We start from the raw sequence: 22,582 nt of genomic DNA, 5'->3' as shown, positions 1-22,582 counted from the left end.
CCCTTCCCTCAATGAGGAGATGCATCGACATGACCCAGGACCGAGCCCCGGTCGCGGCGACTTCGGCGACCAGCAGACGGACCTTACTCGCCGCCACGGCCGGCGGCCTCGCCGCCGCCGGCCTGGCCGCCCCCGCCGCGGCGGACACCGCGAGCCGCCCCCGTCAGCCGGTGCGCGAGCCGTTCGGCCGGCTGGCCGACGGCACCCGCGTGGACCGCTGGACGCTGAGCAACGGCGGCACCCGGCTCAAGGTGCTGTCGTACGGCGGCATCGTGCAGTCCCTCGAACTGCCCGACCGGCACGGGCGATACGCCAACGTGTCGCTCGGCTTCGGCGACCTCGGCGACTACGTCGCCCTGAGTCCGTACTTCGGCGCCCTCATCGGACGCTACGGCAACCGCATCGACGCAGGCCGCTTCGCCCTCGACGGCCGGACCTACCAACTGCCGCTCAACGACGGCGACCACACTCTCCACGGCGGCGACAAGGGTTTCGACAAGCGGGTGTGGGACGTCGAGCCGTTCACCTCCGCCGCGGGCGTGGGCCTGACGCTGCGCTACGTCAGCGGCGACGGCGAGATGGGTTACCCGGGCGCGCTGACCACCAGGGTCGACTACACCCTCACCGCGGAGGGCGACTGGCGCATCGACTACGCCGCCACCACCTCCGAGCCGACGGTCGTCAACCTCACCAGCCACGTCTACTTCAACCTCGCCGGCGAGGGCAGCGGCGACGTCTACGACCACGAGCTGCGGATCGCTGCCTCCCGCTACACCCCCGTCGACGCGGGCCTCATCCCCACCGGTGAACTGGCCCCGGTCGCCCGCACCCCCTTCGACTTCAGGCGCGCGAAGACGATCGGCGCGGACCTGCGCGACGACCACGGGCAACTGCTCTACGGCAAGGGCATCGACCACAACCTGGTCCTGGACAAGGGCATCACGCGTGCCCCCGAACGCGTCGCCACGGTCCGGGAGCCGTCCTCGGGCCGCACGATGAGCATCGCCACCACCGAACCCGGCCTGCAGTTCTACAGCGGCAACTTCCTCGACGGCTCCTTCTCCGGCACCTCGGGCCGGGTCTACCGCCAGGGCGACGGCTTCTGTCTGGAGACCCAGCACTTCCCCGACTCGCCGAACCAGCCGTCGTTCCCCTCCACGGTTCTCCGGCCCGGCGACACGTACCGTTCCACCACCGTGCACTCCTTCGGCACCAACTGACCCGTGCACACGAGCGGGTGGCCCTCCCGTGCCGGGACGGCCACCCGCTGTCCCCCGCCGGACGGGGGCGGACGAGGTCAGCCGGCGTCGCGCAGGGTGTGGGCCTCGTACGACTCCGCCGACCACGGCGGGGCGTCCGCCGAGGGTGTCAGCGTCACCGTGATCTCGCTTCTGCCCGCCGTCGCGCTTGCCGGGATCTGGTACGTGTCGTCCAGCCAGCGGCGCTCCGTGTTGCCCAGCGGCTGCAGCCAGTCCGGCAGCCGCTTGCCGTCGACCTCCACCGCCGCGCGCTGGTACGGCGCCGCCTGGTCGCTCGTGCGGCGCAGTTCCACGCCCTCGTTGCGCCGGTCGACGCGCAGGGTGAAGCTGACCGGCGCCGTCGTGGCGCGGGTGCCGGCGGTGAGGCGCCGCGGGTGCTCGGCGTCGCCTTCGAAGACGGAGTCCAGTTCGGTGACCTCACCCGGGGCGTCCGAGGTGTAGGCGTGGGCCTTCTCGCTCTGCGGGTCGCCCACGTCCAGGGTGTCGGTCTTCGCGGCGGTCGCCTTCTTCTCGCCGTACCAGTACGCGGTCGTCGAGTAGTCCGCCTGCTTGTCGTTGACGAAGCCGTGCTCGATGTCGAAGTCGATCGCCCGGGTGAACGGCACCGCGTCGTGGATCATCAGCCGGTACGTGCCCGTGCAGTCCCGGTCCGCCGCACAGCCGGTGGGCGGGCCGAGGTGGGTGGGGTTGCCGTTGAAGGGCTGGGCGTAGGTGCCGCGGTTGAAGTACCACCCGCTCTGGTAGAAGTCCTCGGTGCCGGTGCCGTGGAGCTGCGGGGTGCGGGCGCCGTCGACGTGGACCCGCTCGTCGCCCTCCAGGTAGTTGCGGTTCAGCTCGCCGGTCATGGTGTGGGTGACGCCGGTGAACTTGCCGGTCCCGGCCGTCGCGAGGAAGTCCCAGCTCTCCCCCGGTACCGTCGGCCCCGCGTGGGACGTGGCACGGAAGCGGCCCGCGTCGCCGGAGGCGACGGCCTGGGCGTGGCTGCGGGACGGGGCGGCGGTGACCTCGGCGGTGCCGGACGTGATCGCCGTGCCGGAGCCGTTGTAGAGCTCGACCTTCGCGTTCCGCGCGAACGGCATGGGCCACCAGGAGGTGAGTGCGGGCCCGCCCGCGGCCTCCGCATCGATGCCGTACATCAGGGCACGCACGGGCGCGGTCGCGTGGCCGGAGCCGAAGAACTCGCCGAGCGGGGCGTCCACCGTGCGCTCGCCGTCGAAGGTGGCGCGCAGCCGCAGGCCCTGGAGCACGTCCTGGGCCGCGGCGAGTTCGGCGCGCTCGTCGTCGCCGAGGGGGTAGTCGTAGGTGCGCACGCCCTGCCAGTTCGGCGCCGTGATGGCGTACCCGTGGGCGGTCTCGGCGGCGGCGTCGCCGACGTCCATGGTGTCGGTGCGGCGTGTCTCGCCGCCGACGCGGCTGTCGGCCCAGTAGGTGAACTCGTTGACGTCGAGGTCGGAGGAGACGAAGGCGTTGCGTACGGTGATCTCCGACTTGCCGGCGGTCAGTCCGGCGGGCAGCTCCACGCTTTCCTCGCCCCACAGCCCGCCGCCGGCCTGCGGCGTCGGGCCCCAGGTGCCGGCCTCGCGGCCGTCCACGTACACGGTGGCGACCTGGTGGGCGATGATCGGGTCGTAGCGGCGGGTGAGCCGCACACCGTCGTTCGCGGGGTCGATCGCGAGGGTGAACTCGCTGCCGCCGCCCGCGCCGTACGCCCTGCCGTCGTCGGTCTCGCTGCGCGGCCGGACGTACGGGGCCTGCGGCAGCTTGAGGCGCAGTTCGGTGAGGAGTCCGGGCCGGTCGGCGCGGGCGAGGGTCTGGGACGCGCCGGGCGCGAGGGCGAGGCCGGTGCGCTGGGTGCGGGCGCCGGGCAGGGCCGGCTTGGGGTCGGCGGTGCCGGCGGCGCGCAGGGTGTCGACGACGTCGGCGGCGGGGTCGTCCGGGTCGAAGGTGGCGACGCCCTCGGCGTCGGCGAAGGTGCGGTACGAGACGTGGTGGAAGAGCGGGTTGTGCTCGGTGGTGATCCGCATCGACTCGCGGTACGGCATCGGCACCTCGACCACCACGCCGCCGGACGTCTGGTCGGCGTTGGCGACCAGCGGGCTGACGAAGGGGGCGCCGAGCTTGCCGTCGACCAGGTCCTGCAGCGGCGCGTCGACGACCTTCTCGCCGTCGAGTTCGATCGTGATCCTGCCCGTCCTGCTGACGTCGCCCTCGTCGCGGGTGAACCAGATGGCGCCGATCTCGCCGGCCCCGGACTGCTCGGCGATGACGCAGCCGGCGTCGGTCGTACGCAGACAGGAGTACTTGCCGTCGAAGCCGTCGTGCGCGTTGCCGCCGGTGCGGTCGAAGCTGGAGAACTGCTTGGTGTGCACCCCGGCCGGCAGGTCGGAGAGCAGGTCGAGCTGCCGGTAGGTGTCCCATCCCACGGGCCCCTTGCCGGCACCCCGGTCAGGACCGCCGCGCGGCTCGGGCGCCTCGGGCGCGGCCGCCGCCAGGCCCCCGGTCGCCAGCGCCGTCACCACGGCGAGGAGGGCGGCGATGCCGCCGCGAATCCGGCCATGTCTGTCCACGGTGCCTCCCAGTCTTCTCGAAATCGATTTCACGAGAAGCTAGGCGCGGTCCCGGGGTCGGTCAAGGGGTGCGTACAGAGCAGGAGTTGAACCCCCAGGCTGTCAAGCCCTGCGGCACGCAATCGATTTCACGAACGGGGGCCGCAGCCCCGCGGGCTTCACGCCAGCCCGTCGAGCCGCTCCAGATGCACCGGCTCCAGCCGTACGGCCGCCGCCGCGACGTTCTCCTCCAGGTGACCGAGCTTCGCCGTCCCCGGGATCGGCAGCACCACCGGCGAGTGCGCCAGCAGCCAGGCCAGCGCGACCTGCACGGGCGTCGCGCCGAGTTCGCGGGCCACCTCCCCGATCACCCGGTACGGAGCCTCGGGCCCCCCGGCGTCCGGCGCGTCCGGCGCCGGCGGCACCGCGCCCAGCACCGGGCGCCACGGCAGGAACGCGATCCCCGCCGCCGCGCACGCCTCAAGCACCGCCTCGTGCTCCCGGTCGCCCACGCTGTAGCGGTTCTGCACGCTCGCGACGTCCACCAGCTCCCGCGCCCGCGCCAGCTCCCCGGCCGTCACCTCCGACAGCCCCAGCCGCGCGACCTTCCCCGCCTCCTGCAGCTCCCGCAGCGCCCCCAACTGCTCGGCGATGTCCACCTCCGGGTCGATGCGGTGCAGTTGCAGCAGCTCGATCCGCTCCACCCGCAGCCGCCGCAGGGCATGGTCCACCTGCTCCCGCAGCACCTCCGGCCGGCCGTCGAGCCCCCACTGCCCCGTCTCGGCAGACCGGGCGACGCCGACCTTCGTGGTGATCAACAGCCCCTCGGGATACGGGTACAGCGCCTCGGCGAGCAGCTCCTCGTTGGCGCCGCCGCCGTACAGGTGCGCCGTGTCGATCAGCGTGACGCCCAGCTCCACCGCCCGCCGCGCCACCGCCACCGACGCCGCCCGCGCCTCCGCGGGACCGGTCGGCAACTGCATCGCGCCGAACCCGAGCCGGCCGACCTCCAGGTCCCCGCCGATACGGAACGTTCCGCCCGTCATCCGTGCCTCACCCCTCGAACGGCGCCTGCGGCAGCCCGCGGCCCGCGTCCGGCAGCACCAGCACGGAACCCGCCAGCGGATGCGTGTCCGCCAGCGACGAGGAGGTGACGTACAGGTCGGTCAGCTCCGGGCCGCCGAACGCGCAGGAGGTGGGGCGGCGTACGGGCACCTCCACCGTGCGGTCCAGGGTGCCGTCCGGGGCGTACCGGCGGACGGCGGCGCCGTCCCACAGCGCGACCCACACATATCCCTCGGCGTCCACGCACAGCCCGTCGGGCGAGCCCGGGGTGTCCTCCACGGCGGCGAACAGGCGCCGCCCCGTGACCCCGGCGCCGTCCGTGTCGAAGACGTCGATGCGGCCCGTGGGGGTGTCGGTGTAGTACATGAGCCGGCCGTCCGGGCTCCAGCCGGTGCCGTTGCTGACGGTGACGTCGTCCAGGACGACGGTCTGCGTGCCGTCGCCGGTGACGCGTGCCAGGGTGCCGCCGCCGGGGGTGGAGTCGTAGCGCATGGTGCCCGCCCACAGGGCGCCGTCCGGGGCGACCATCGCCTCGTTGCCGCGGCGGCCGGCGACCGGCTCGTGGACGAGCCACCGGAAGGCGCCGTCCGCGTCGTAGAGCCCGACGCCGTCGCGCAGGTTGACGACGTAACCGGCGCCGCCGGCGCGCGGCTTGGCGGATCCGACGTGCTGCTCGGTGGTCTGCACGGTGCGCCTGCCGGTGGCCGGGTCGTACGCGTGGATGCGGGCGCCCAGGATGTCGACCCAGATCAGCAGGCCGGCCGCGGGGTCCCACGTGGGTCCCTCGCCCAGCTCGGCGCGCGTGCGTACGGCCACGTCCAGCATCGTCACCTGGCTCCTTCCCGGGTACGTCCCGGCTCTCGTCTCCGGGCGCGTCCCCGGCTCACTTCCCGCGTACGTCCCGGGCGCGCGTCCCGGGTACGCCCCGGCCCGCCGTCCCGGCCACGTCCGCGGCTCACTCGGCTCCGGTCCCGCCGCCCCGGTGGCCCAGCCGCCCGGACAGCCGGCCCGCGCCCTTCGCGGCCAGCTCCGCCAGCTCGTCCCTGCGCTCCCCGCTCCACCGGATCATCGGCACCGAGATGCTGAGCGCGGCGACCACCCGGCCCGCGGAGTCGTGCACGGGCGCCGCCACGCAGCTCACGTCCGGGTTGGACTCGCGCTCCTCGACGGCGATGCCGCGCTCGCGCACCCCGGCGAGGTGGCGGCGCAGTTCGCGTACGGAGGTGAGGCTGCGGTCCGTCATCGCGACCAGCGGCCGGCTCTCCGGCAGCCGCGCGTCGAGGGCCTGCTCGGGCAGCGAGGCGAGGAGCATCTTGCCGACGGCGGTGCAGTGCGCGGGCAGCCGGCGGCCGGTGGCGGAGACCATCCGGACCGCGCGGGTGCTGTCGACCTTCGCGATGTAGATGACGTCCGTGTCCTCCAGGATCGCGATGTGCACGGTCTCGTCGCAGGTCTCGGCGACCTCGCGGGCCACCTCCCGGCCCTCGGCGGCGAGATCGAGCTGCTCGCCGAAGGTGCTGCCGAGCTGGTACGTGCGTACCCCCAGGCGGTAGCGCCCGGGCTGGCCGGGGACGGCGCCGAGGTAGGAGCGGGCGGCCAGGGTGGTGACCAGCTCGTGCACGGTGGTCCTGGGCAGGCCCAGCTTCCGGGTGATCTCGGGAGCGGAGAGCGTCGCATCCCGGTCGAGGAACAGCTCTAGGATGTCGAGAGCGCGCGTCACGGCCGGTACGAGTCGCCCCATGCGCGCTCACCCACCCCTCGAAGGTCCGAAATCTCGACCAGTTATCGAAATGACGAACGCAGCGTAACGTCCGCCTCCACGGCGGGCAATGGGGACCGGAGTCAGAGATCGACGTGCATGCAGTGCAGGCCGACCAGTCCCTCCGCGGGGTGGCGGAAGGCGCGGGGCTGGGTGCCGGTGATGCGGAAGCCGAGGGACTCGTAGAGCTTCACGGCGTAGATGTTCGTCTCGACCACGGCGTTGAACTCCATGGAGAGGAAGCCGCGGTCGCGGGCCCAGCGCAGGGAGTCCTCGCACAGCGCGCGGCCGACGCCGCCCGCGTGCCGCTCCGGGTCGACCATGTAGCTCGCGCTGGCGACGTGGTCGCCGTTGCCCTGCCGGTTGGCGTTCATCTTCGCCGAGCCCACGATCAGGCCCTCGTCGTCGATGGCGACGGTCGTACGGTCCGGGGGCGGCGGCAGCCAGACCTCGCGGCCCTGCTCGGCGCTCATGTCCAGCGCGTAGGGGTAGGTCTCGCCGGCGGCGACGATGCGGTGGAAGAACGGCCAGATGGCGGGCCAGTCGTCGGCGGTGGCGTCCCTGATCAGCATGGGGTCAGCATGCCGGGGCGGCGGGTGGCTGCGCCACCGGTTTGTATGGCGGGGCGCTCCGTGGGGCGTAGAATGGCGCTCCACTCGAATATCCGTACAAAAAGTGTGAAAGTGGCGGCATGAGCGACCGGGGAGGCACGCCGGCCCCGGAGGCCGGCGACTGGCCCGCGCCCGCGGTGGTCAGCATGGAGCTGAACCACATGGGCAGCTTCGACTGGGACCTCGACGGCGGGCAGATGCACCTGGACGAGGGGGCGCTGCGGGTCTTCGACCTGCGGCCGGAGGAGTACGACGGCGACCCCCAGAAGCTGAACTCGCGCGTCACCAAGGAGGAGAGCGCGCGGCTCGACGCGCTGGTCTCCCGGGCCATCGCGCAGGGCCGCCCCGCCTACAGCGCGTACCTGCGGGTTCAGCTGCGCGACGGCACGTCCCGCCTGACGCACACCCAGGGCGCGATCCTGCGCGACGGCGGCGGCCGCGCGCACCGCGTCGTCGGCATGGTCCGCGACGCCACGCTGGAGCTGAACTACTCCGCCCAGCAGTTCGCGCTGGACCAGGAGCGCCGCCGGCAGACCGGCGTCGTGCAGCAGACCACGGCCGCGCTGGCGAACGCGACCACCGTGCACGACGTGATCGGCGTGCTCGGCGGCGCGGAGGGGCTGGCCCGGCTCGGCGCGGTGAACATGGTCCTGGGACTGGTGGACGCCGCGCGGATCCAGATCATCACCATGGGTGAGGGTACGGAGGTGCAGCTCGCGGACTACACCCGGGTCGACGAGCCCGGGCTGCCGCTGAGCGAGGTGGTGCGCACGGGCCGGCCGCGGCTGGTGCTCTCCCGGGCGGAGTTCGCCGCCGCCTACCCGCGGCTCTATCCGTACGCGGAGTCCCTCGGCATCGACTGCGCCGCGTATCTGCCGCTGATCGCCGAGGGACGCGTCATCGGGGCGCTCGGGCTGTCCTACCGCGACAAGGGCGCCTTCTCACCGGAGGAGCGCAATCTGCTGGTCTCGCTGAGCAGCGGCATCGGCCAGAGCCTGCAGCGCGCCAAGCTGCACGACCGCGAGCACGGGCTGGCCGAGGACCTGCAGCAGGCCATGCTGCCGCGCAGCATCCCCGAGGTGCCGGGCGCGGAGGTCGCCGTGCGCTACCGGGCGGCGCACGAGGGGCAGGGCATCGGCGGCGACTGGTACGACGTGATCACGCTGCCGGGCGGCCGGGTCGGCGTCGTCATCGGCGACGTCCAGGGCCACGACACGCAGGCCGCCGCGGTGATGGGCCAACTGCGCATCGTGCTGCGGGCGTACGCGGGCGAGGGGCACGCGCCGGCCACCGTGATGGCCCGGGCCTCGGAGTTCCTGCGCGAGCTGGAGACCGAGCGGTTCGCCACGTGCACCTACGCGGAGATCGACCTGTCCACCGGCGCCCTGCAACTCGTCCGCGCCGGGCACATCGACCCGCTGGTACGGCACGCCGACGGCGGCTGCCGCGTGCTGGCCGTACCCGGCGGGCTGCCGCTCGGGCTCTCGGCGACGTTCGGCCCGCTGGACTATCCCGTGACGACCACCGTCCTCGACCCCGGCGACGCGCTGCTGATGTACACCGACGGCCTCGTCGAGGTGCCCGGCACCGACCTGGACGAGGGCACGGCGCAGCTCGCCGAGCTGGTGCGCGCGGGGCCGCGCGACATCGACGAGCTGTCGGACCGGCTGTGCGACGTCGTCGACGAGCGGAACGTCGAGGACGACATGGCGCTGGTGATGCTGCGCCGCACCGCGGGCGACACCGCGCAGCCGGGCAGCAGGCTGCGCCAGTACATCCCGCCCTCCGACCCCGACGCGCTCTCCGCCGCCCGGCACATGATCCGCAGCGCGGTGCGCTCCTGGGGGGCGGGCGAGCGCGCGGACGAGATCGAGCTGGTCTCCGACGAGCTGATCACCAACGCGCTGCTGCACACCGACGGTCCGGCGGTGGTGACGATCCGGCCGCTCAGCACGCCGGAGCGCAGGTTGCGCGTCGAGGTGGAGGACCGCTCCAGTGCGCTGCCCCATCGCCGCGAACCGGGCGAAGCGGGCGTCTCGGGCCGCGGTCTGCTACTGGTGGACCGGCTGGCGGACGTGTGGGGCGTGGAGCCGCGCGGCAACGACAAGTGCGTGTGGGCCGAGTTCGGCTGACGGCCGCAGGCGCGCGGGCGCACGGCGCGGCGCGTACCGGGTACCGCCGCCGCAGCAGACGCATCGCGCCACCGGACGGTGACTACTTGTCACCTGGTCGACAATTTTTGGACATCGATACGACACCGTGTCCTCGGCGTGTCGCCGCCCGTGGGACGCCGGCTCCCCGGGCATGGCAAAGCCCCCGTCGCGGCCTCCGCGACGGGGACGAATGCCAGGTCAGCGACCGTCGAAGCTGATGAGCGGGACGTTGGGCTGCTCCGGCGTGGCGTTCAGCGCGGCCACCAGGCCGAGGGCGGCGCCCACGGCGAGAGCGGCGGCGGCGACGCTGGTCACCACGGCGGCTACCAGTCGGTTCTGCATGGACGCTGAGTGTGGGAGCAGCATTGACACCCTGTCAAGCACAGCCTTACGTTACCGACCCGTAGAACTTGCACCGCGGTGACAAAACCAGCGTCGTAAACCAGCCCCTGCCGGGAGTGCAGCATGAGCCGCCGTACCGCGTCACCCCTGTCCCTCATCTTGCTGGGGTTGGGCGTCTTCCTGCTCGTGCTCGCCCCCATGCTCGCGTTCTACGTCGAGCCACGCGCCAAGCTCAATCCTCTCGACATCGACTCGACGACGCGCTACGAGGGCACCGGCACCTTCTACGACACCGAAGCGCGGAAGGAACGGGACAACCAGGAGCTGACGATCGTCCGGAAGGTGCTGGGCGACGTGGCGGCGGGCGACGACGACACCGCCGTCTGGGACGCCGCCACCACCATCGACACCCCGCTGACGCGCGAGATCGACGATCCGCGCCGCGCGTTCCAGTTCACCACCGAGCGGTGGGTCATGGACCGCGAGACGAACGCGCCGGAGCACTGCTGCGACGAGAACACCGGCGTCGACGGCAACCGGTTCGGCGGCGATGCGTACCTGAAGTTCCCCTTCGACGTGGAGAAGCGCACGTACCGCTGGTGGGACAGCAGCGCCCAGGACACCGTGGCGCTGAAGTACGACGGCGAGCGGAAGATCCAGGGCTACACCGGGCTCGCCTTCACCGGCGAGGTCGAGCCCGTCAAGACCGGCACCCGGCAGGTGCCGGGCGTGATGGTCGGACTGCCCGACAAGGAGCAGGTGTTCGCCGACGAGTGGTACGCCAACGAGAAGATCGAGCTGGTCGCCGACGAGCGCACCGGCCGCATCATCTACGCCTCCATCGCGCCGAAGAAGACGCTGCGCCAGCCCGGCGGCGGCACCGACGAGGTCACGCTGCTGCAGAGCGACGGGATCGCGTTCACCGAGGAGACCCAGAAGGAGCAGGTCGACCTCGCCGACGAGGACAGCAGCAGGCTGAAGCTGGTCGGCGAGACCCTGCCGGTCGTCGCCCTCGTGGCCGGATTCGTACTCGCCGGTGCCGGTGCCGTGCTGCTGGCCCGCGGCGGCCGGCGGGACGAGCCGGACGGCGAACGGGAGCCGGACGGCGTCCCGCCCCAGCCGGTCGCGGCCTGATGCCCCCCACCCCCCACCCCCGTGACGGGGACGCCGGTTCCCCCGGCCGGCGTCCCCGTCGCCCCCGTCCACCCGACCGTCATGCCGCACCCCACGAACGGCCCTGAACCACCCGCCCGCACCCTGAGACGAGTTGGAGCACCGATGCCCCAGCACGTACCCCCGTCCCTGGACGCGGACGCGCTCCGGCGCACGCACGCCTACCCGGCCGGGACCGTCGGCGTGCCCGCGAGCCGGGGCGCAGAAGGCCACGACGCCGAACACCGCGGCGTCCGCGGCCCCGAGGACCACGGCGCCGACACCCGCGCGGCCCACGGCCACGGGGGCGCCGGCCGCGGCGCCGACGGCCACCCCGCCCGGCGGATCACCTTCCTCGCCCGGCGCGACCTCGGCAACCCCGCCGCGGGCGGCTCCGAACTGCTCGTGGACCGGCTCGCCGGCGGCCTGACCGACCACGGCCACCAGGTGACCCTGGTCTGCGGCGGCCCGGCCGCCTACCGCGACTACCGCGTCGTCTCCGCGGGCGGCACCACCTTCGAGCTGGCGCACTTCCTGCGCGCGCGCCGCGCGCTGTCCCGCCACGTCGGCGGCACCGACCTGCTGGTCGAGGTCTGCAACGGCATGCCCTATCTGGCGCCGTTGTGGCACAGCGGCCCGTCGCTCTGCCTCGTCAACCACGTGCACACCGAGCTGTGGGCGATGCGCTACCCCGGCCCCCTCGCCCGCCTCGGCCGCCGGCTGGAGCACTGGGCACTCGCCGGCGCGCACCGCGGCAACCTGCTGGTCGCCGTCTCCTCCTCCACCGCCACCGCCCTGCGCAACATAGGCGTCGACCCCAAGCGGATACGGGTCGTCCACAACGGCGTCGAGGATCCGGGACCGCTGCCGCCGAAGTCGCCCGAACCGCTGTTCCTGGCGATGGGCCGGCTGGTCGAGTACAAGCGCATCGACCTGCTGCTGCGGCTGTGGGAGCGGGTGCGCCCGGTCACCGGCGGCCGGCTCGTCATCGTCGGCACCGGCCCCGAGCGCGGCCGGCTCGAAGCGATGGCGGGGCCCGGCGTGACGTTCGCCGGCCATGTCTCCGAGGGCGAGAAGCACCGCCTCCTCGCCTCCTCCTGGCTGCTGCTGCACCCCTCCCTCGTCGAGGGCTGGGGCCTGGTCGTGACCGAGGCGGCGGTACGCGGCACGCCCGCGATCGGCTTCGACATCCCCGGCCTGCGCGACTCCATCCGCGACGGCGACACCGGCATGCTGGCCCGCGGCGAGAGCGCGTTCGCCGCCCACTGGTGCGCGCTGGCACTCAGCGAGGAGCGCCGCGCCACCCTCGGCGCCGCGGCCCGGCGGCGCGCCACCCGGCTGAGCTGGGAGGCGACGGTGCGCGACTTCCGTACCGTCGCCGGCGAAGCGATCGCCCGCGCCGGACAGCACGACAAGCGGGGAGGATGACAGCAGTGCGGGACCCCTCCATACGGCGGTCGGTCGCCCTCTTCCGCGCCTTCATGAAGGAGCAGGACGACCCCGCCCGCGCCTACAGCCTGCTGGCCCGGGACGCGGCGGACCAGGTCGAGCGGATCACCCCGCTCAAGGACCGGCTGGTCGTCGACGTCGGCGGCGGCGGGGGCTGGTTCACGGAGGAGTTCCGCAGCCGCGGCGCCGAGGCGTACCTCTTCGACTGCGACGCGGGTGAGATGTCCGGTGCGGTGGACGGCTCCGACGTGACCACCGGTGCGGTGGTCGCCGACGGCTATCTGCTGCCGCTCGCCGACGGCGTCGCCGATGTCGCGTTCTCCTCCAACGTGCTGGAGCACGTCGCCGACCCCGAGACCTTTCTCAGCGAGCTGATCCGGGTCACCAAGCCCGGCGGCCTGCTGTACGTGGCGTTCACCAACTGGCTCTCCCCCTGGGGCGGCCACGAGCAGGCGCCCTGGCACTACCTGGGCGCGGACCGGGCACGCCGCCGCTACACGCGGCGCGCCGGACGCGACCCCAAGCACACCCTGGGCGAGAACCTCTTCCCCATCCACATAGGCCCCACGCTCAAGGCGGTACGGGCCCGGGACGACGTCGAGGTCGTCGCGGCCCGGTCCCGTTACTGGCCCTTCCTTGCCGAGGCCGTCGTCCGTGTCCCCGGCGTACGCGAGTTCGCCACCTGGAACCTTCTTCTCATACTCCGGCGGTGCCCATGACCTCCACGCTCCCCGCGCAACCGGCCACGCCCGGCCGGCCCTACTCACCACCGCCCCCCACGGGGCCGGCAGGGGCGCGGCCGCCCGAGAGCCGGCGCAGTTGGCGCTGGCCGCTCGGCTTCTGGGCGTTCGCCTTCGTCGCCTGGCTCATCCCCTCGGCGGGGAAGACGACGTTCGAGACGAAGCTCGGCGTGGTGGTCGACCCGTGGAAGTTCGCCGGTGACCTCGGCGAGCTGTGGCACGACCAGAACGGCTTCGGCGGCATCCACGACCAGTACTTCGGCTACGCCTTCCCGATGCTGCCGTACTACCTGCTCACCGACCTGGTGCAGATGCCGACGTGGCTGGCCGAGCGGCTGTGGCTGTCGCTCGTGGTCACCGCCGCGTTCTGGGGCGCGCTGAAGCTGGCCGACCGGCTGGGCTTCGGCACCTCGGGGACCCGGGTGCTGGGCGCCACCGCGTACGCGCTGTGGCCGGTGTTCACCGTCATCGTCGGCTCCACCTCCGCCGGCGCGCTGCCCGGCGCGATCCTGCCGTGGGTGCTGCTGCCGCTGCTCGACGAGCGGCTGACCCCGCGGGTCGCCGCCGCCCGCTCGGCGCTGATCATCCCGTTCATGGGCGGCGTCAACGCGGCCTCCACGCTGGCCGCGCTGCTGCCCGCGCTGCTGTACGTGTGCACCCGCACGGGCCCGCGGCGCACGAAGCTGCTCGCGTGGTGGCTGCCCGGGGTGCTGCTGGCCTGCCTGTGGTGGATCGTGCCGCTGCTGCTCCTCGGCGTCTACGGCGAGAACTTCCTGCCGTTCATCGAGACCGCGCACAACACCACGACCACCATGTCGGCGACCGAGGTGCTGCGCGGCACCGGCAACTGGGTCGCGTACCTGAACTTCGGCGAGGCGTGGCTGCCCGGCGGCTGGACCGTGGCCACCGGCTGGCTGCCGATCCTGTCCTCCGTGCTCGCCGCCGGCCTGGGCCTGGCGGGCCTGGCCCGCCGTGACCTGCCCGAGCGGCGCTGGCTGGTGCTGACCGTGATGATCGTCGCGCTCGTCACCCTGGCCGGCTACGGCGGCGCGCTGGGCGCCCCGTTCTCCGGCGGCGTGCAGGACGCGCTGGACAGCTGGCTGAGCCCGTTCCGCAACATCTACAAGTTCCAGCCGGGACTGGCCCTCGCGCTCGCCCTGGGCCTCGCGCACTTCGTCGCGGTCGCCGCCGAGCGCCGCGGCACCCGCGCCAACCCGCGGCGCAGCGCGTGGGTGCCCGCGGTCGCCTCCCTCGTGGTGCTGCCGGGGCTGCTGCTGCCGTACGCCAACGGCGACGTGCTGCAGCCGGGCGCGTTCGACAAGCTGCCCAAGCACTGGGAGCAGACGGCGGACTGGCTGGAGGAGTACTCCCCCGACAGCCGGGCGCTGGTGGTGCCGGCGACCGCGCACGGCACGTACGAGTGGGGCAAGCCGATCGACCAGCCGCTGGACGTGCTCGCCGAGTCCCGCTGGGCGCAGCGCGACTACGTGCCGTTCGGCACGGCGGGTTCGCGGCGCGCGATGGACGCCGTCGACCAGGCGCTGATGACCGGCGGCGAGGTGCAGGGCCTGCAGGCGTTCCTGGCCCGCGCGGGTCTGCACTACGTCGTCGTACGCAACGACCTCGACCCCGACCAGGTCGGCTACGTACCGCCGACCACCGTGAAGCAGACCCTGACGTCCTCCGGCTACGAGAAGGTCGCCGAGTTCGGTCCCGAGCTGACCGGCGGGCGCATCCCCGAGGGCACGCCGCTGCAGATCGAGGGGCTGTTCTCGCGCCAGCGCGCGGTGGAGATCTACCAGCCTGCCGACGGCGAGGGCCTGCGCCCGGGACCGGCCGGCGCGCTCAACGCCGCCGACACCGCCGTCCTCAGCGGCGGCCCGGAGTCGCTGCTCCAGCTCTCCGCCGACCCCGACTGGCAGGGCCGGCCCGCGGTGCTCGCCGGCGACGGCCACCCGGGCGTCGACGAGCCGGCGGTCAAGGTGCAGGCCGACGGGCTGCGCCGGGCGGACACCCGGTTCGGCGTGGTCAACAACAACACCTCGTACACCTACACCGAGGACGAGAAGAACCCGGAGGACAGCCTCCAGGACCCCGGTGACGAGCCGCGGATGATCGTGCCGGAGAAGGGCAGCGAGCACCAGACGACCGCGGTCCTCGACGGCGCCGCCTCGGTGACCGCCTCGACCAGCGGCAACTGGATGTTCCACCTGCCGCAGTTCGACCCCGTCAACGCCTTCGACGGGGTGGCGCAGACCGGCTGGGCCGAGGGCAACCCGGACACGTCCGAGGGCGAGTGGCTGCAGATCGACTTCACCGAGCCCACGAACCTGGAGGGCACGCTCGACCTGACGCCGCTGCCCGGCGCCGGCATCCGGCCCGAGCCCGTCGAGGTCGAGGTGGAGACCCCGCGCGGCAGCGAGGTCAGCACGCTGCAGGCCGGTGGCCGTACGCAGACCGTCAAGTCCCCCGAGGGGCAGGCGGACTGGCTGCGGATCTCCATCCGCAAGACCGAGGGCAACCGCACCGGCTTCGCCGGGGCCGGCTTCGCCGAGGTCGAGATCCCCGGCGTCTCGCCGGTCAGCCGGCAGCTCCAGCTTCCGGCGGACGCCAAGCAGGTCGCGGCGGACGCGGAGCAGATCTCCCTGCACCGCGGCAGCGACCTCGGCGGCCTCAACCCGGCCGCGGCCGAGACGGGTCTGCAGCGGCGGTTCGAGTCCGGCGAGGGCGAGTACACCGTGACCGGCAGGGCGCTGCCCGTACAGGGGCAGGAACTCGACGCGCTGCTGGACGACCTGAGCGCGCTGCCGGAGGAGCGGATCAGCGCCACCGCGGGTTCCACGATGCCGCTGAGCCCGCAGCTCAGCCCGCGCAACCTGGTCGACAAGGACCTGACCACGGCCTGGATCGCCGGGACGGACGAGTCGCTGACGCTGACCTGGCCGGAGGCGACGGAGATCAGCGAGTTCGTGCTCGCGCCCGCCGGCGGGCTGTCGGCGCGGCCGACCGAGGTCGAGGTGGTCACCCCGACCGGGGCGCAGACCGTGGGCGTGGACGCCAACGGCTGGGTGCGGATCCCGCCGGTGACGACCGACCGGCTCGACATCAAGGTGACCGAGACCGAGTCCCTGGCGGTGCACAACCCGTTCGCGGACCGCGACGTGCAACTGCCCGTGGGCCTCACCGAGGTCTACGTCCCGGCGCTCGGCGAAGACGCGGAGGACGACCTGCGCACCAAGCCGGTCGAGAAGGACGAGCCCTTCGAGCTGGAGTGCGGCCGCGGCCCGATGGTGTCCGTGGACGGTCAGTTGCTCAACACGCGCGCCGAAGGCACGCTGGGCGACCTCGTCGACCGCCGGCCCGTCGACATCGAGCTGTGCCCGGACGACGGCGAGGCCGCCGGCCCCGTGCAGCTGGAGGCCGGGCGGCACGCCGTCGCCGCGGGTGACGGCGAGGCGCTGGCGGTCACCGACCTGACGCTGACCCGCGGCGAGCCGGCCGCGGCGGCCGAGGGCCGCGACGTGGAGGCCACCGACTGGGCGGGCGACGAGCGCTCCGTCACGGTCGGCGAGGGCCAGGACGCGTACCTCACGATGTACGAGAACTACAACGACGGCTGGAAGGCCACGCTCGACGGCAAGGAGCTGGAGTCGGTGCGGCTCGACGGCTGGCAGCAGGGCTTCCTGGTGCCCGCCGACCTGAGCGGCGAGGTGACGCTGGAGTACAAGCCGGCGGCCTGGTACGACGCGGGGATCTTCGCCGGAGTCGCGGCGATCCTGGCGCTGCTCGGGCTGGCGTTCGTCCGCGCCGGGCGGCGCGAGGCGGTCGCCGCCGAGCCGGCGCCGCCGGCGCCGGGCTGGGTGCTGGGTGCGCTGGTGCTCACCGCCGTGGTCGCCGTGGTGGCCGGTCCCTATGCGCTGATCGTGCCGGCGCTGGCGCTGCTGGCGCGGACCCGGGCCGGGCTGCTCGCGCCGCTGGCGCTGGTGGCGATGGCCGGCGCGGGTGTTGCGGCGCTGACCGGTGCGGGCGAGGCTGTCCGCATGGACGAGGGGGCCTTCAGCGGCGTCGCCCAGGCGCTCGCCGTGCTGGCGCTGGCCGCGGCGCTGGTCACCGCGGAGCGGCCGGAGCCGGCCGGGACGGAGACCGGGTACGGCCCGGACACCGACCCGGAGGCGGAGACGGCCGCGTTCCCCGCGTACGGCGCGGGCGTGCCCGCGGCGGGTGCGGGTGCGGCCGGTGCCGCGGGCGGTCCGCCGCCCGGGCCCGGCGGGCCGCCCGGACGTACGGCCGTCGCGGCGGAGCCCGCCGCGGAGCCGGAGCCGGACCGGCCGACGCAGCGGTTCTGGCGCCGCAGGTCCGCGGGCGCGGGTGCCGAGCGGACGCCGGCGCTCGGCACCGAGCGGGCGGCGGACGGCTCGGAGACCCCGCCGCTGGGCACCGCCCAGGACGAGCCGCGCGACGCCTTCGTGCCCAAGCCGCCGATCCCGCTCAGCGGCACGGCGGAGCAGGCGGACGACGTCCAGGACACCCCGCCCGCGGACGCACCGCCCGCGGACACCCCGCCGGACGACGGCACGCCCGCCGACCGGCGGGAGGAGAACGGCAAGTGAACACCGGTGGGCGCCCCGCACCCGGGGCGCCCACCGCGAAGGAGAGGCGTAGATGACGGTGACGCAGCCCGCCCGGCCCGCCCCGGCGGCGCCGGGACGGGTCCCGTTCCCCACGGTGGACGAGGTCTCGCTGCACTGCACGGATCCGGTGGAGCCGGAGACCGTGCACATCGAGCTCCACTTCCCCGGGCGGTTCGAGCCCGAGCGGCTGCGCACCGCGCTCGCCGAGGCCGCGCGCCGGCACCCGCGGTTCCAGCAGCGCAAGGCCGCCGGCCGCTGGTGGCACCGCCGTTACCAGTGGCAGGTGACCGCGGAGGCCGACGTCGACCCGGTGACGTTCCTGGCCGCAGGGCCCGGCGTACTGGAGGCGGCGCGCGAGCGGACCATGACCGACTGCCCGCCGCTGGACGCCGCGCCGCCGGTGCGTATCGAGGCCGTCGAGACCGAGGACGGCGGCACGGTCCTGATGACCACGGTCAACCACACGGCCATGGACGGCCCTTCGTGCCTGCGGGTGCTGGCCACGGCGGCGGAGGTGTACGCGGGCGGCGAACCGCAGCCGGCGACGTCCGCCGCCGGCAGGGCGTCTGGCGGTACGGCACCGAAGGCGGCCCCCGCCCCGCCCGCGCCCCCGTCCGCCGACGCCGGCCGCGCGGGACCCGCCCGCCCCGCCCGCATCGCCGGCGACACCGCCGCCCCCGGCACCGGCAACGGCCTGCTCCTCCTCGACCTGCCCGCGCCCCGCCGCACCTCCTACGGCGCCACCGTCAACGACCAGCTCCTCGTCGCGACCTGCCTGACCGCAGCCCGCTGGAACCGCGCGCACGGCGCCCGCAGCGCCCCGGTGCGCATCACCATGCCCGTCGACAACCGCGCGCGGGAGTCGGCGGAGATGCTCATCGGCAACGGCACCCGGCTGACCGAGGTCGCCTTCGGGCCGGAGGAGCGGGCCGACGCGGAGGCACTGACCGGCGGCGAGGCCCCGGACCGGGCGGCGGTCGAGCGGCTGCTGCGCGCCACCATGGCCCGTACCCACACGCTGAAGTCCGAGCCGAGCCACCCGCTGGGCCTGTACGGCGTGCTGCTCACCGCGCCGGTGCTGCCCGTCGGCGTACGCGGCGTGCTGGCCCGTACGCTGCGCAGCGCCGCCGCACCGCTGATGTCGACCACCCTGCTGTCCAACCTCGGCCGCATCGTCTACCCGCTGGACTTCGGCGCCGCCGGCCGCCCGACCGCGGTGTGGGTCTCCGCCCCGTCCCGGATGCCGCGCGGCCTCGCGATCACCGCCGCGTCCACCGCGGGACGGCTGCACCTGGCCGTCCGCTACTCCCGCGCCCTCCTCGACCACGCCGCCGCCGTCCGCATCGGCGAGCTGATGCAGCAGGGCCTCGCGGCCTGCGCGGAGCCCCCGGCGTGAGCCGGGCCGAAGCCCCCGCCTCGCTGCGGGACTTCTACGAGAACCCCGCCGTGCCCGTCGCCTCCGGCGACGCCCGCAGCCGGCGGCAGGCGCGGATGCTGGCGGACGCCCTGGGCCCGTTCCGTACCGGCGCGGCGCCCGCGGTCGTCGTGGACGTCGGCTGCGGCGACGGCTCCGCCGCCGCGGTGGCAGCCGGGGTGCTCGACGCGCGCCGCCCCGGCGGGCAGCGCATCGTCGCCGTCGACTGGTCGCACGACGCCCTGCGCCGCGCCCGGACCCGTACCCGCGACGCCGCCCCCGGCACACCGGTCCACGTCGTCCGCGGCGGGCTGCCGGACGGCGCCGCGCAGCCCGCGGGGCTGCCGCTCGCCGACGGCAGCGCGGACGCCGTGCTGTTCAGCGAGGTCGTGGAGCATCTGGTCGACCCGGACGCCGCGCTCGACGAACTGCGCCGCGTTCTGCGCCCCGGCGGCCATCTGCTGCTCTCCACCCCCAACCTCGCCGCCTGGTACAACCGCGTGCTGCTGCTGGCCGGCGTGCAGCCGGTGTTCTCCGAAGTCAGCCTGCGCGGCATCCACGGCCGCCCCGGCAGCCAGGTCGTCGGCCACCTCCGGCTGTATACGGCCCGCGCACTCCGGGGCTTTCTGGCGGCCTCCGGCTTTACGGTGGAGAAGGTGGCCGGCGCGCCGTACCACGACGTGCCCCGGCCGCTGCGGCCGTTCGACCGCGTCGCCTGCCGGGCGCCGTCGCTGGCCTCGATCCTGCTCGTCCACGCCAGGCGGGAGTAGTCGATGTGGTGGGGGGTTGCCGCGGCGCTGCTGGCGAACGTCTTCATCAGCTGCGGCTTCGTGCTGGAGAAGCGGGCGCTGTCGGCCCTGCCGGAGCTGAGCGTGAAGCGGCCGGCCCGCATGGTGCGGGTGCTGGTGTCCAGCCCGCTGTGGCTGGCGGGCTGTCTCAGCCTGGGGCTGGGCTTCGCCGCCCAGTTGCTCTGCTACCGCACGCTGCCGCTGGCCGCCGCGCAGGGCATCCTCGTCTCGGGTCTGGTGCTGCTGATCCTGCTGTCGTCGCGGTTCCTCGGCGAGCGGCTGAGCGCGCGCGAGCTGGCCGGGGTGGGCGCGATCCTGCTCTCGCTGGGGATGATCGTGCTGTCCCTGGACAAGGAGGCCGACACGGTCAGCACGTCGGCGCCGGCCGGGCGGTTCCTCCTGATCGCGCTGCCGTCGCTGGCCGCGGGGCTGTGGCTGTACCTGGCGGCGGAGCTGCGCGCCAAGCGGCGGCACCGGATCCCGACGACGGGCATCGCGTACGGGGTCGGGGTGGGCTTCCTGTACGGGGTCAGCTCGCTGACGATCAAGGGCGTCTCGGGCCTGGTGTCGGGCTCGGACGTGCTCGGCACCGCGGTCGACCTGCTGGCGTCGCCGTACCCGTACACGCTGGCGTTCACCGGGGCGGCGGGGCTGGTGATGTCGCAGGCGGCGCTGCAGCGCTGCCGGGCGTCGCTGATCGTGCCGGTGTGCACGACCGCCAACTGCCTGCACGCCGTCGCCGCGGGCACGTTCGTCTTCGGCGAGCCGCTGCCGGACGACGCGCCGCGGCTGCTGCTGCGGCTGGGCGGGATCGCACTGGCGGTGTCGGTGCTGCTGGCGCTGCCGCGCCACGACGAGCCGGCGCCGGAGGAGACCCCCGGTGGGGCTCCGGCCCCCGGGCCGGTACGCGGCGGAGCCGTACGCGGCGACGTGCCCGGCTCCCCGCCCCCGTCCGCCGCCGAGCCCGAGCCGCCGGAGCGGCGCCCCGCCGTCCTGCCGCCCGCCCCCGTACCGACCCCCCATCGTGGAGGACCCGTCCCGTGAACCCCGACGACCCGCTGCTGAGGATCCTCGTCTGCCCCCTCGACAAGGGCCCGCTGACCCTGCTGGACTCCGGCGACGCGCTGTACAACCCGCGGCTGCGGCGCCGCTATCCGGTGCGCGACGGCATCCCGCAGTTGCTGCCGGCCTCCGGCGAGACGGTGTCGGACGAGGAGCACGAGCGGATCACGGGCGGCCTGCAGCCCCGGGCGTGAGCCCTACTCCGCCGGCGGCTTGCGGAGGCGTACGCCCTTGCCCCGCAGCCACGGCTCGGGGTCGATCCCCGAGCCGAACTGCGGTGTCACCCGGACCTCGAAGTGCAGGTGCGGGCCCGTGGAGTTGCCGGTGGTGCCGGCGCGGCCGAGGGGCTGGCCGGGGAAGACCCGCTCGCCGGGCTTGGCGCGGACCGCCAAGAGATGGGCGTAGAAGGTGTAGTAGCCGTCGTCGTGCAGGACGGTGACGGAGTTGCCGAACGCGTCGTCGCAGCCGATCTCGTACACCACGCCGTAGCCGACGCTGCCCACGGGCTTGCCCTCGGCGACGGCGAAGTCCAGGCCGGTGTGCCGGGAGGACCACATCCCGCCGGCCTGGTCGAAGCGCGCGGACAGGGTGTAACGGCCCACCGGAGCCGTCCATGTGCGGCCTCCCAGCGCCTTGCCGTCCGTGCTGAGCGTCACGGCCCGGGAGCGCTCGGCGCGCGGGCAGTCGGAGCTGCGCGAGCGGGCGTCCTGGGCTCCCTGCAGATCCTCCAGCCTGCTCTGCGCCCGCTCCAGCTTGCGCTCGATGAACCGCTTCACCCGCGCCTGCGTGTGCAGTTCCGCGCGCAGGTCGGCGAGCGCGACGGCCTGGCGCTCCCGTTCGTCCGCGAGCCGCCGCTCGGCCTGCTCGGCACGGTGGTAGAGGCCGGCCGCGGCCTGCTCGCCCTTGTCGAGCAGGAAGACCTTGTCGAGCAGTTCCTCGGGGGTACGCGCGAACAGCAGCGCGGCGGTGGGGCCGAGGCCGCCGGACTGGTACTCGCGGGCGGCGTACTGCCCGATCCGGCCGCGCAGCACGACGAGCCTGCGGTGCTTGGCGCGGACGGCCCGCTGGAGCTCGGCGATCTTCACGCGCTGCGCGGCGGACGCCCGGCGGGCGGCCTCGTAGCGCTCGGTGGCCGCGGCGGCGTCCCGGAACAGCCGGTCGACGGTGCCGCGCACCGCCCGCACCCCGGCCTTGCCGTCCGTGCCCGGGTCGGGGCGGGCGGCGGCGTGCGGGGCGCCGGCGGGGATGGCGAGGGCGACGCACAGGGCCGCGGTCGCTCCTGTTTGTGTGATAATTCGTCGCATCGGCTGATACTTACCGATGTACGGCGCGGCATGACGCAGGAAGCGCGGGGTGTCGGTGTAGATCGCCCGTCCGGCGCACCCGGCCCCGCCCCGCGCTCCCCCGACCGTGGTACGCCGCACCCCGCCGGCCGGCAGAGCGGCGGGCGGGGTGCGGGCCGGGGTGGAGCCCTCCTGCGGACCTACTTCACGGATCCGGCGGTGAGTCCGGAGACGACGTGTCGTTCGATGAAGGCGAAGAGGATGACGACGGGGATGATGGCGACGACGGAGGCGGCGAAGAGGTAGTTCCATTCGACGGTGTAGTTGC

General features: G+C 74.1%; 17 protein-coding genes and 1 pseudogene. 10 read left to right on the top strand and 8 right to left on the bottom strand.

All coding sequences use genetic code 11. The features are described from left to right. Window positions 1-29: 29 nt before the first annotated feature. Window positions 30-1,220 (top strand): aldose epimerase family protein, encoded by a 1,191-nt coding sequence (locus ABGA99_RS24275; RefSeq protein ID WP_347579590.1) that lies wholly within the window; start codon window positions 30-32, stop codon window positions 1,218-1,220. A gap of 77 nt (window positions 1,221-1,297) precedes the next feature. Here ABGA99_RS24275 and ABGA99_RS24270 read toward each other — a convergent pair whose 3' ends face one another. The 5 genes from ABGA99_RS24270 to ABGA99_RS24250 all read right to left on the bottom strand — a co-directional run bounded on the left by ABGA99_RS24270 (window position 1,298) and on the right by ABGA99_RS24250 (window position 7,201). After that, window positions 1,298-3,826: a glycoside hydrolase family 172 protein gene (locus ABGA99_RS24270; protein WP_347579591.1), complete on the bottom strand. Its 2,529-nt coding sequence runs from the start codon at window positions 3,824-3,826 to the stop codon at window positions 1,298-1,300. 158 nt (window positions 3,827-3,984) lie between these two features. After that, complete coding sequence (locus tag ABGA99_RS24265) at window positions 3,985-4,851, bottom strand: aldo/keto reductase (RefSeq protein WP_347583414.1); 867 nt, start codon at window positions 4,849-4,851, stop codon at window positions 3,985-3,987. Window positions 4,852-4,858: 7 nt separating this feature from the next. Further along, window positions 4,859-5,695 (bottom strand): SMP-30/gluconolactonase/LRE family protein, encoded by an 837-nt coding sequence (locus tag ABGA99_RS24260; RefSeq protein ID WP_347579610.1) that lies wholly within the window; start codon window positions 5,693-5,695, stop codon window positions 4,859-4,861. 130 nt (window positions 5,696-5,825) lie between these two features. Next, on the bottom strand, window positions 5,826-6,611 hold the full coding sequence (locus ABGA99_RS24255) for an IclR family transcriptional regulator (protein WP_347579593.1): 786 nt from the start codon (window positions 6,609-6,611) through the stop codon (window positions 5,826-5,828). A gap of 101 nt (window positions 6,612-6,712) precedes the next feature. Beyond that, window positions 6,713-7,201, bottom strand: a complete 489-nt coding sequence (locus ABGA99_RS24250) for a GNAT family N-acetyltransferase (protein ID WP_347583413.1) — start codon at window positions 7,199-7,201, stop codon at window positions 6,713-6,715. 119 nt (window positions 7,202-7,320) lie between these two features. Between ABGA99_RS24250 and ABGA99_RS24245 the strand changes: the two genes are divergently transcribed. Continuing rightward, window positions 7,321-9,372, top strand: a complete 2,052-nt coding sequence (locus ABGA99_RS24245) for a SpoIIE family protein phosphatase (protein ID WP_347583412.1) — start codon at window positions 7,321-7,323, stop codon at window positions 9,370-9,372. A gap of 219 nt (window positions 9,373-9,591) precedes the next feature. On the opposite strand, the gene ABGA99_RS24240 is transcribed toward ABGA99_RS24245, so the two are convergent. Further along, the gene (locus ABGA99_RS24240; protein WP_018840808.1) at window positions 9,592-9,735 is read right to left on the bottom strand and encodes a hypothetical protein; all 144 of its coding nucleotides are present in this window, start codon (window positions 9,733-9,735) and stop codon (window positions 9,592-9,594) included. Window positions 9,736-9,858: 123 nt separating this feature from the next. Here ABGA99_RS24240 and ABGA99_RS24235 point away from each other — a divergent pair, with 123 nt between their 5' ends. From ABGA99_RS24235 to ABGA99_RS24200, 8 genes are all read left to right on the top strand, one after another. Then, the gene (locus ABGA99_RS24235) at window positions 9,859-10,869 is read left to right on the top strand and encodes a DUF3068 domain-containing protein (RefSeq protein WP_347579596.1); all 1,011 of its coding nucleotides are present in this window, start codon (window positions 9,859-9,861) and stop codon (window positions 10,867-10,869) included. 144 nt (window positions 10,870-11,013) lie between these two features. Further along, on the top strand, window positions 11,014-12,315 hold the full coding sequence (locus tag ABGA99_RS24230; protein WP_347579597.1) for a glycosyltransferase family 4 protein: 1,302 nt from the start codon (window positions 11,014-11,016) through the stop codon (window positions 12,313-12,315). 5 nt (window positions 12,316-12,320) lie between these two features. Continuing rightward, complete coding sequence (locus tag ABGA99_RS24225) at window positions 12,321-13,055, top strand: class I SAM-dependent methyltransferase (protein ID WP_347579598.1); 735 nt, start codon at window positions 12,321-12,323, stop codon at window positions 13,053-13,055. Next, window positions 13,052-17,686, top strand: coding sequence for an alpha-(1->3)-arabinofuranosyltransferase family protein (locus ABGA99_RS24220; protein ID WP_347583452.1), 4,635 nt, complete (start codon window positions 13,052-13,054; stop codon window positions 17,684-17,686). The genes ABGA99_RS24225 and ABGA99_RS24220 overlap by 4 nt, the downstream gene beginning before the upstream one ends. A gap of 52 nt (window positions 17,687-17,738) precedes the next feature. After that, on the top strand, window positions 17,739-19,103 hold the full coding sequence (locus tag ABGA99_RS24215; protein WP_347579599.1) for a condensation protein: 1,365 nt from the start codon (window positions 17,739-17,741) through the stop codon (window positions 19,101-19,103). Then, on the top strand, window positions 19,100-19,891 hold the full coding sequence (locus ABGA99_RS24210; RefSeq protein ID WP_347579600.1) for a methyltransferase domain-containing protein: 792 nt from the start codon (window positions 19,100-19,102) through the stop codon (window positions 19,889-19,891). The genes ABGA99_RS24215 and ABGA99_RS24210 overlap by 4 nt, the downstream gene beginning before the upstream one ends. A 3-nt stretch (window positions 19,892-19,894) precedes the next feature. Then, the gene (locus ABGA99_RS24205; RefSeq protein WP_347583411.1) at window positions 19,895-20,953 is read left to right on the top strand and encodes a DMT family transporter; all 1,059 of its coding nucleotides are present in this window, start codon (window positions 19,895-19,897) and stop codon (window positions 20,951-20,953) included. Continuing rightward, window positions 20,950-21,165: a Trm112 family protein gene (locus ABGA99_RS24200; RefSeq protein ID WP_347579602.1), complete on the top strand. Its 216-nt coding sequence runs from the start codon at window positions 20,950-20,952 to the stop codon at window positions 21,163-21,165. The genes ABGA99_RS24205 and ABGA99_RS24200 overlap by 4 nt, the downstream gene beginning before the upstream one ends. A 3-nt stretch (window positions 21,166-21,168) precedes the next feature. Here the strand turns inward: ABGA99_RS24200 and ABGA99_RS24195 are convergent, their stop codons facing one another. Together ABGA99_RS24195 and ABGA99_RS24190 are read right to left on the bottom strand one after the other, a co-directional pair. Then, window positions 21,169-22,275 carry a peptidoglycan DD-metalloendopeptidase family protein gene (locus ABGA99_RS24195; protein WP_347579603.1) on the bottom strand — a complete coding sequence of 369 codons (1,107 nt, stop codon included), beginning with the start codon at window positions 22,273-22,275 and terminating at the stop codon, window positions 21,169-21,171. 179 nt (window positions 22,276-22,454) lie between these two features. Continuing rightward, a pseudogene (locus ABGA99_RS24190) lies at window positions 22,455-22,582 on the bottom strand (carbohydrate ABC transporter permease); the annotation flags it as partial.

This window comes from Streptomyces sp. B5E4, assembly GCF_039871555.1.
In the GTDB taxonomy this organism is placed as follows: Bacteria; Actinomycetota; Actinomycetes; order Streptomycetales; family Streptomycetaceae; genus Streptomyces.
The sequence above is the reverse complement of the archived record's forward strand: the minus strand, read 5'-3'. Positions and strand labels throughout refer to the sequence as shown.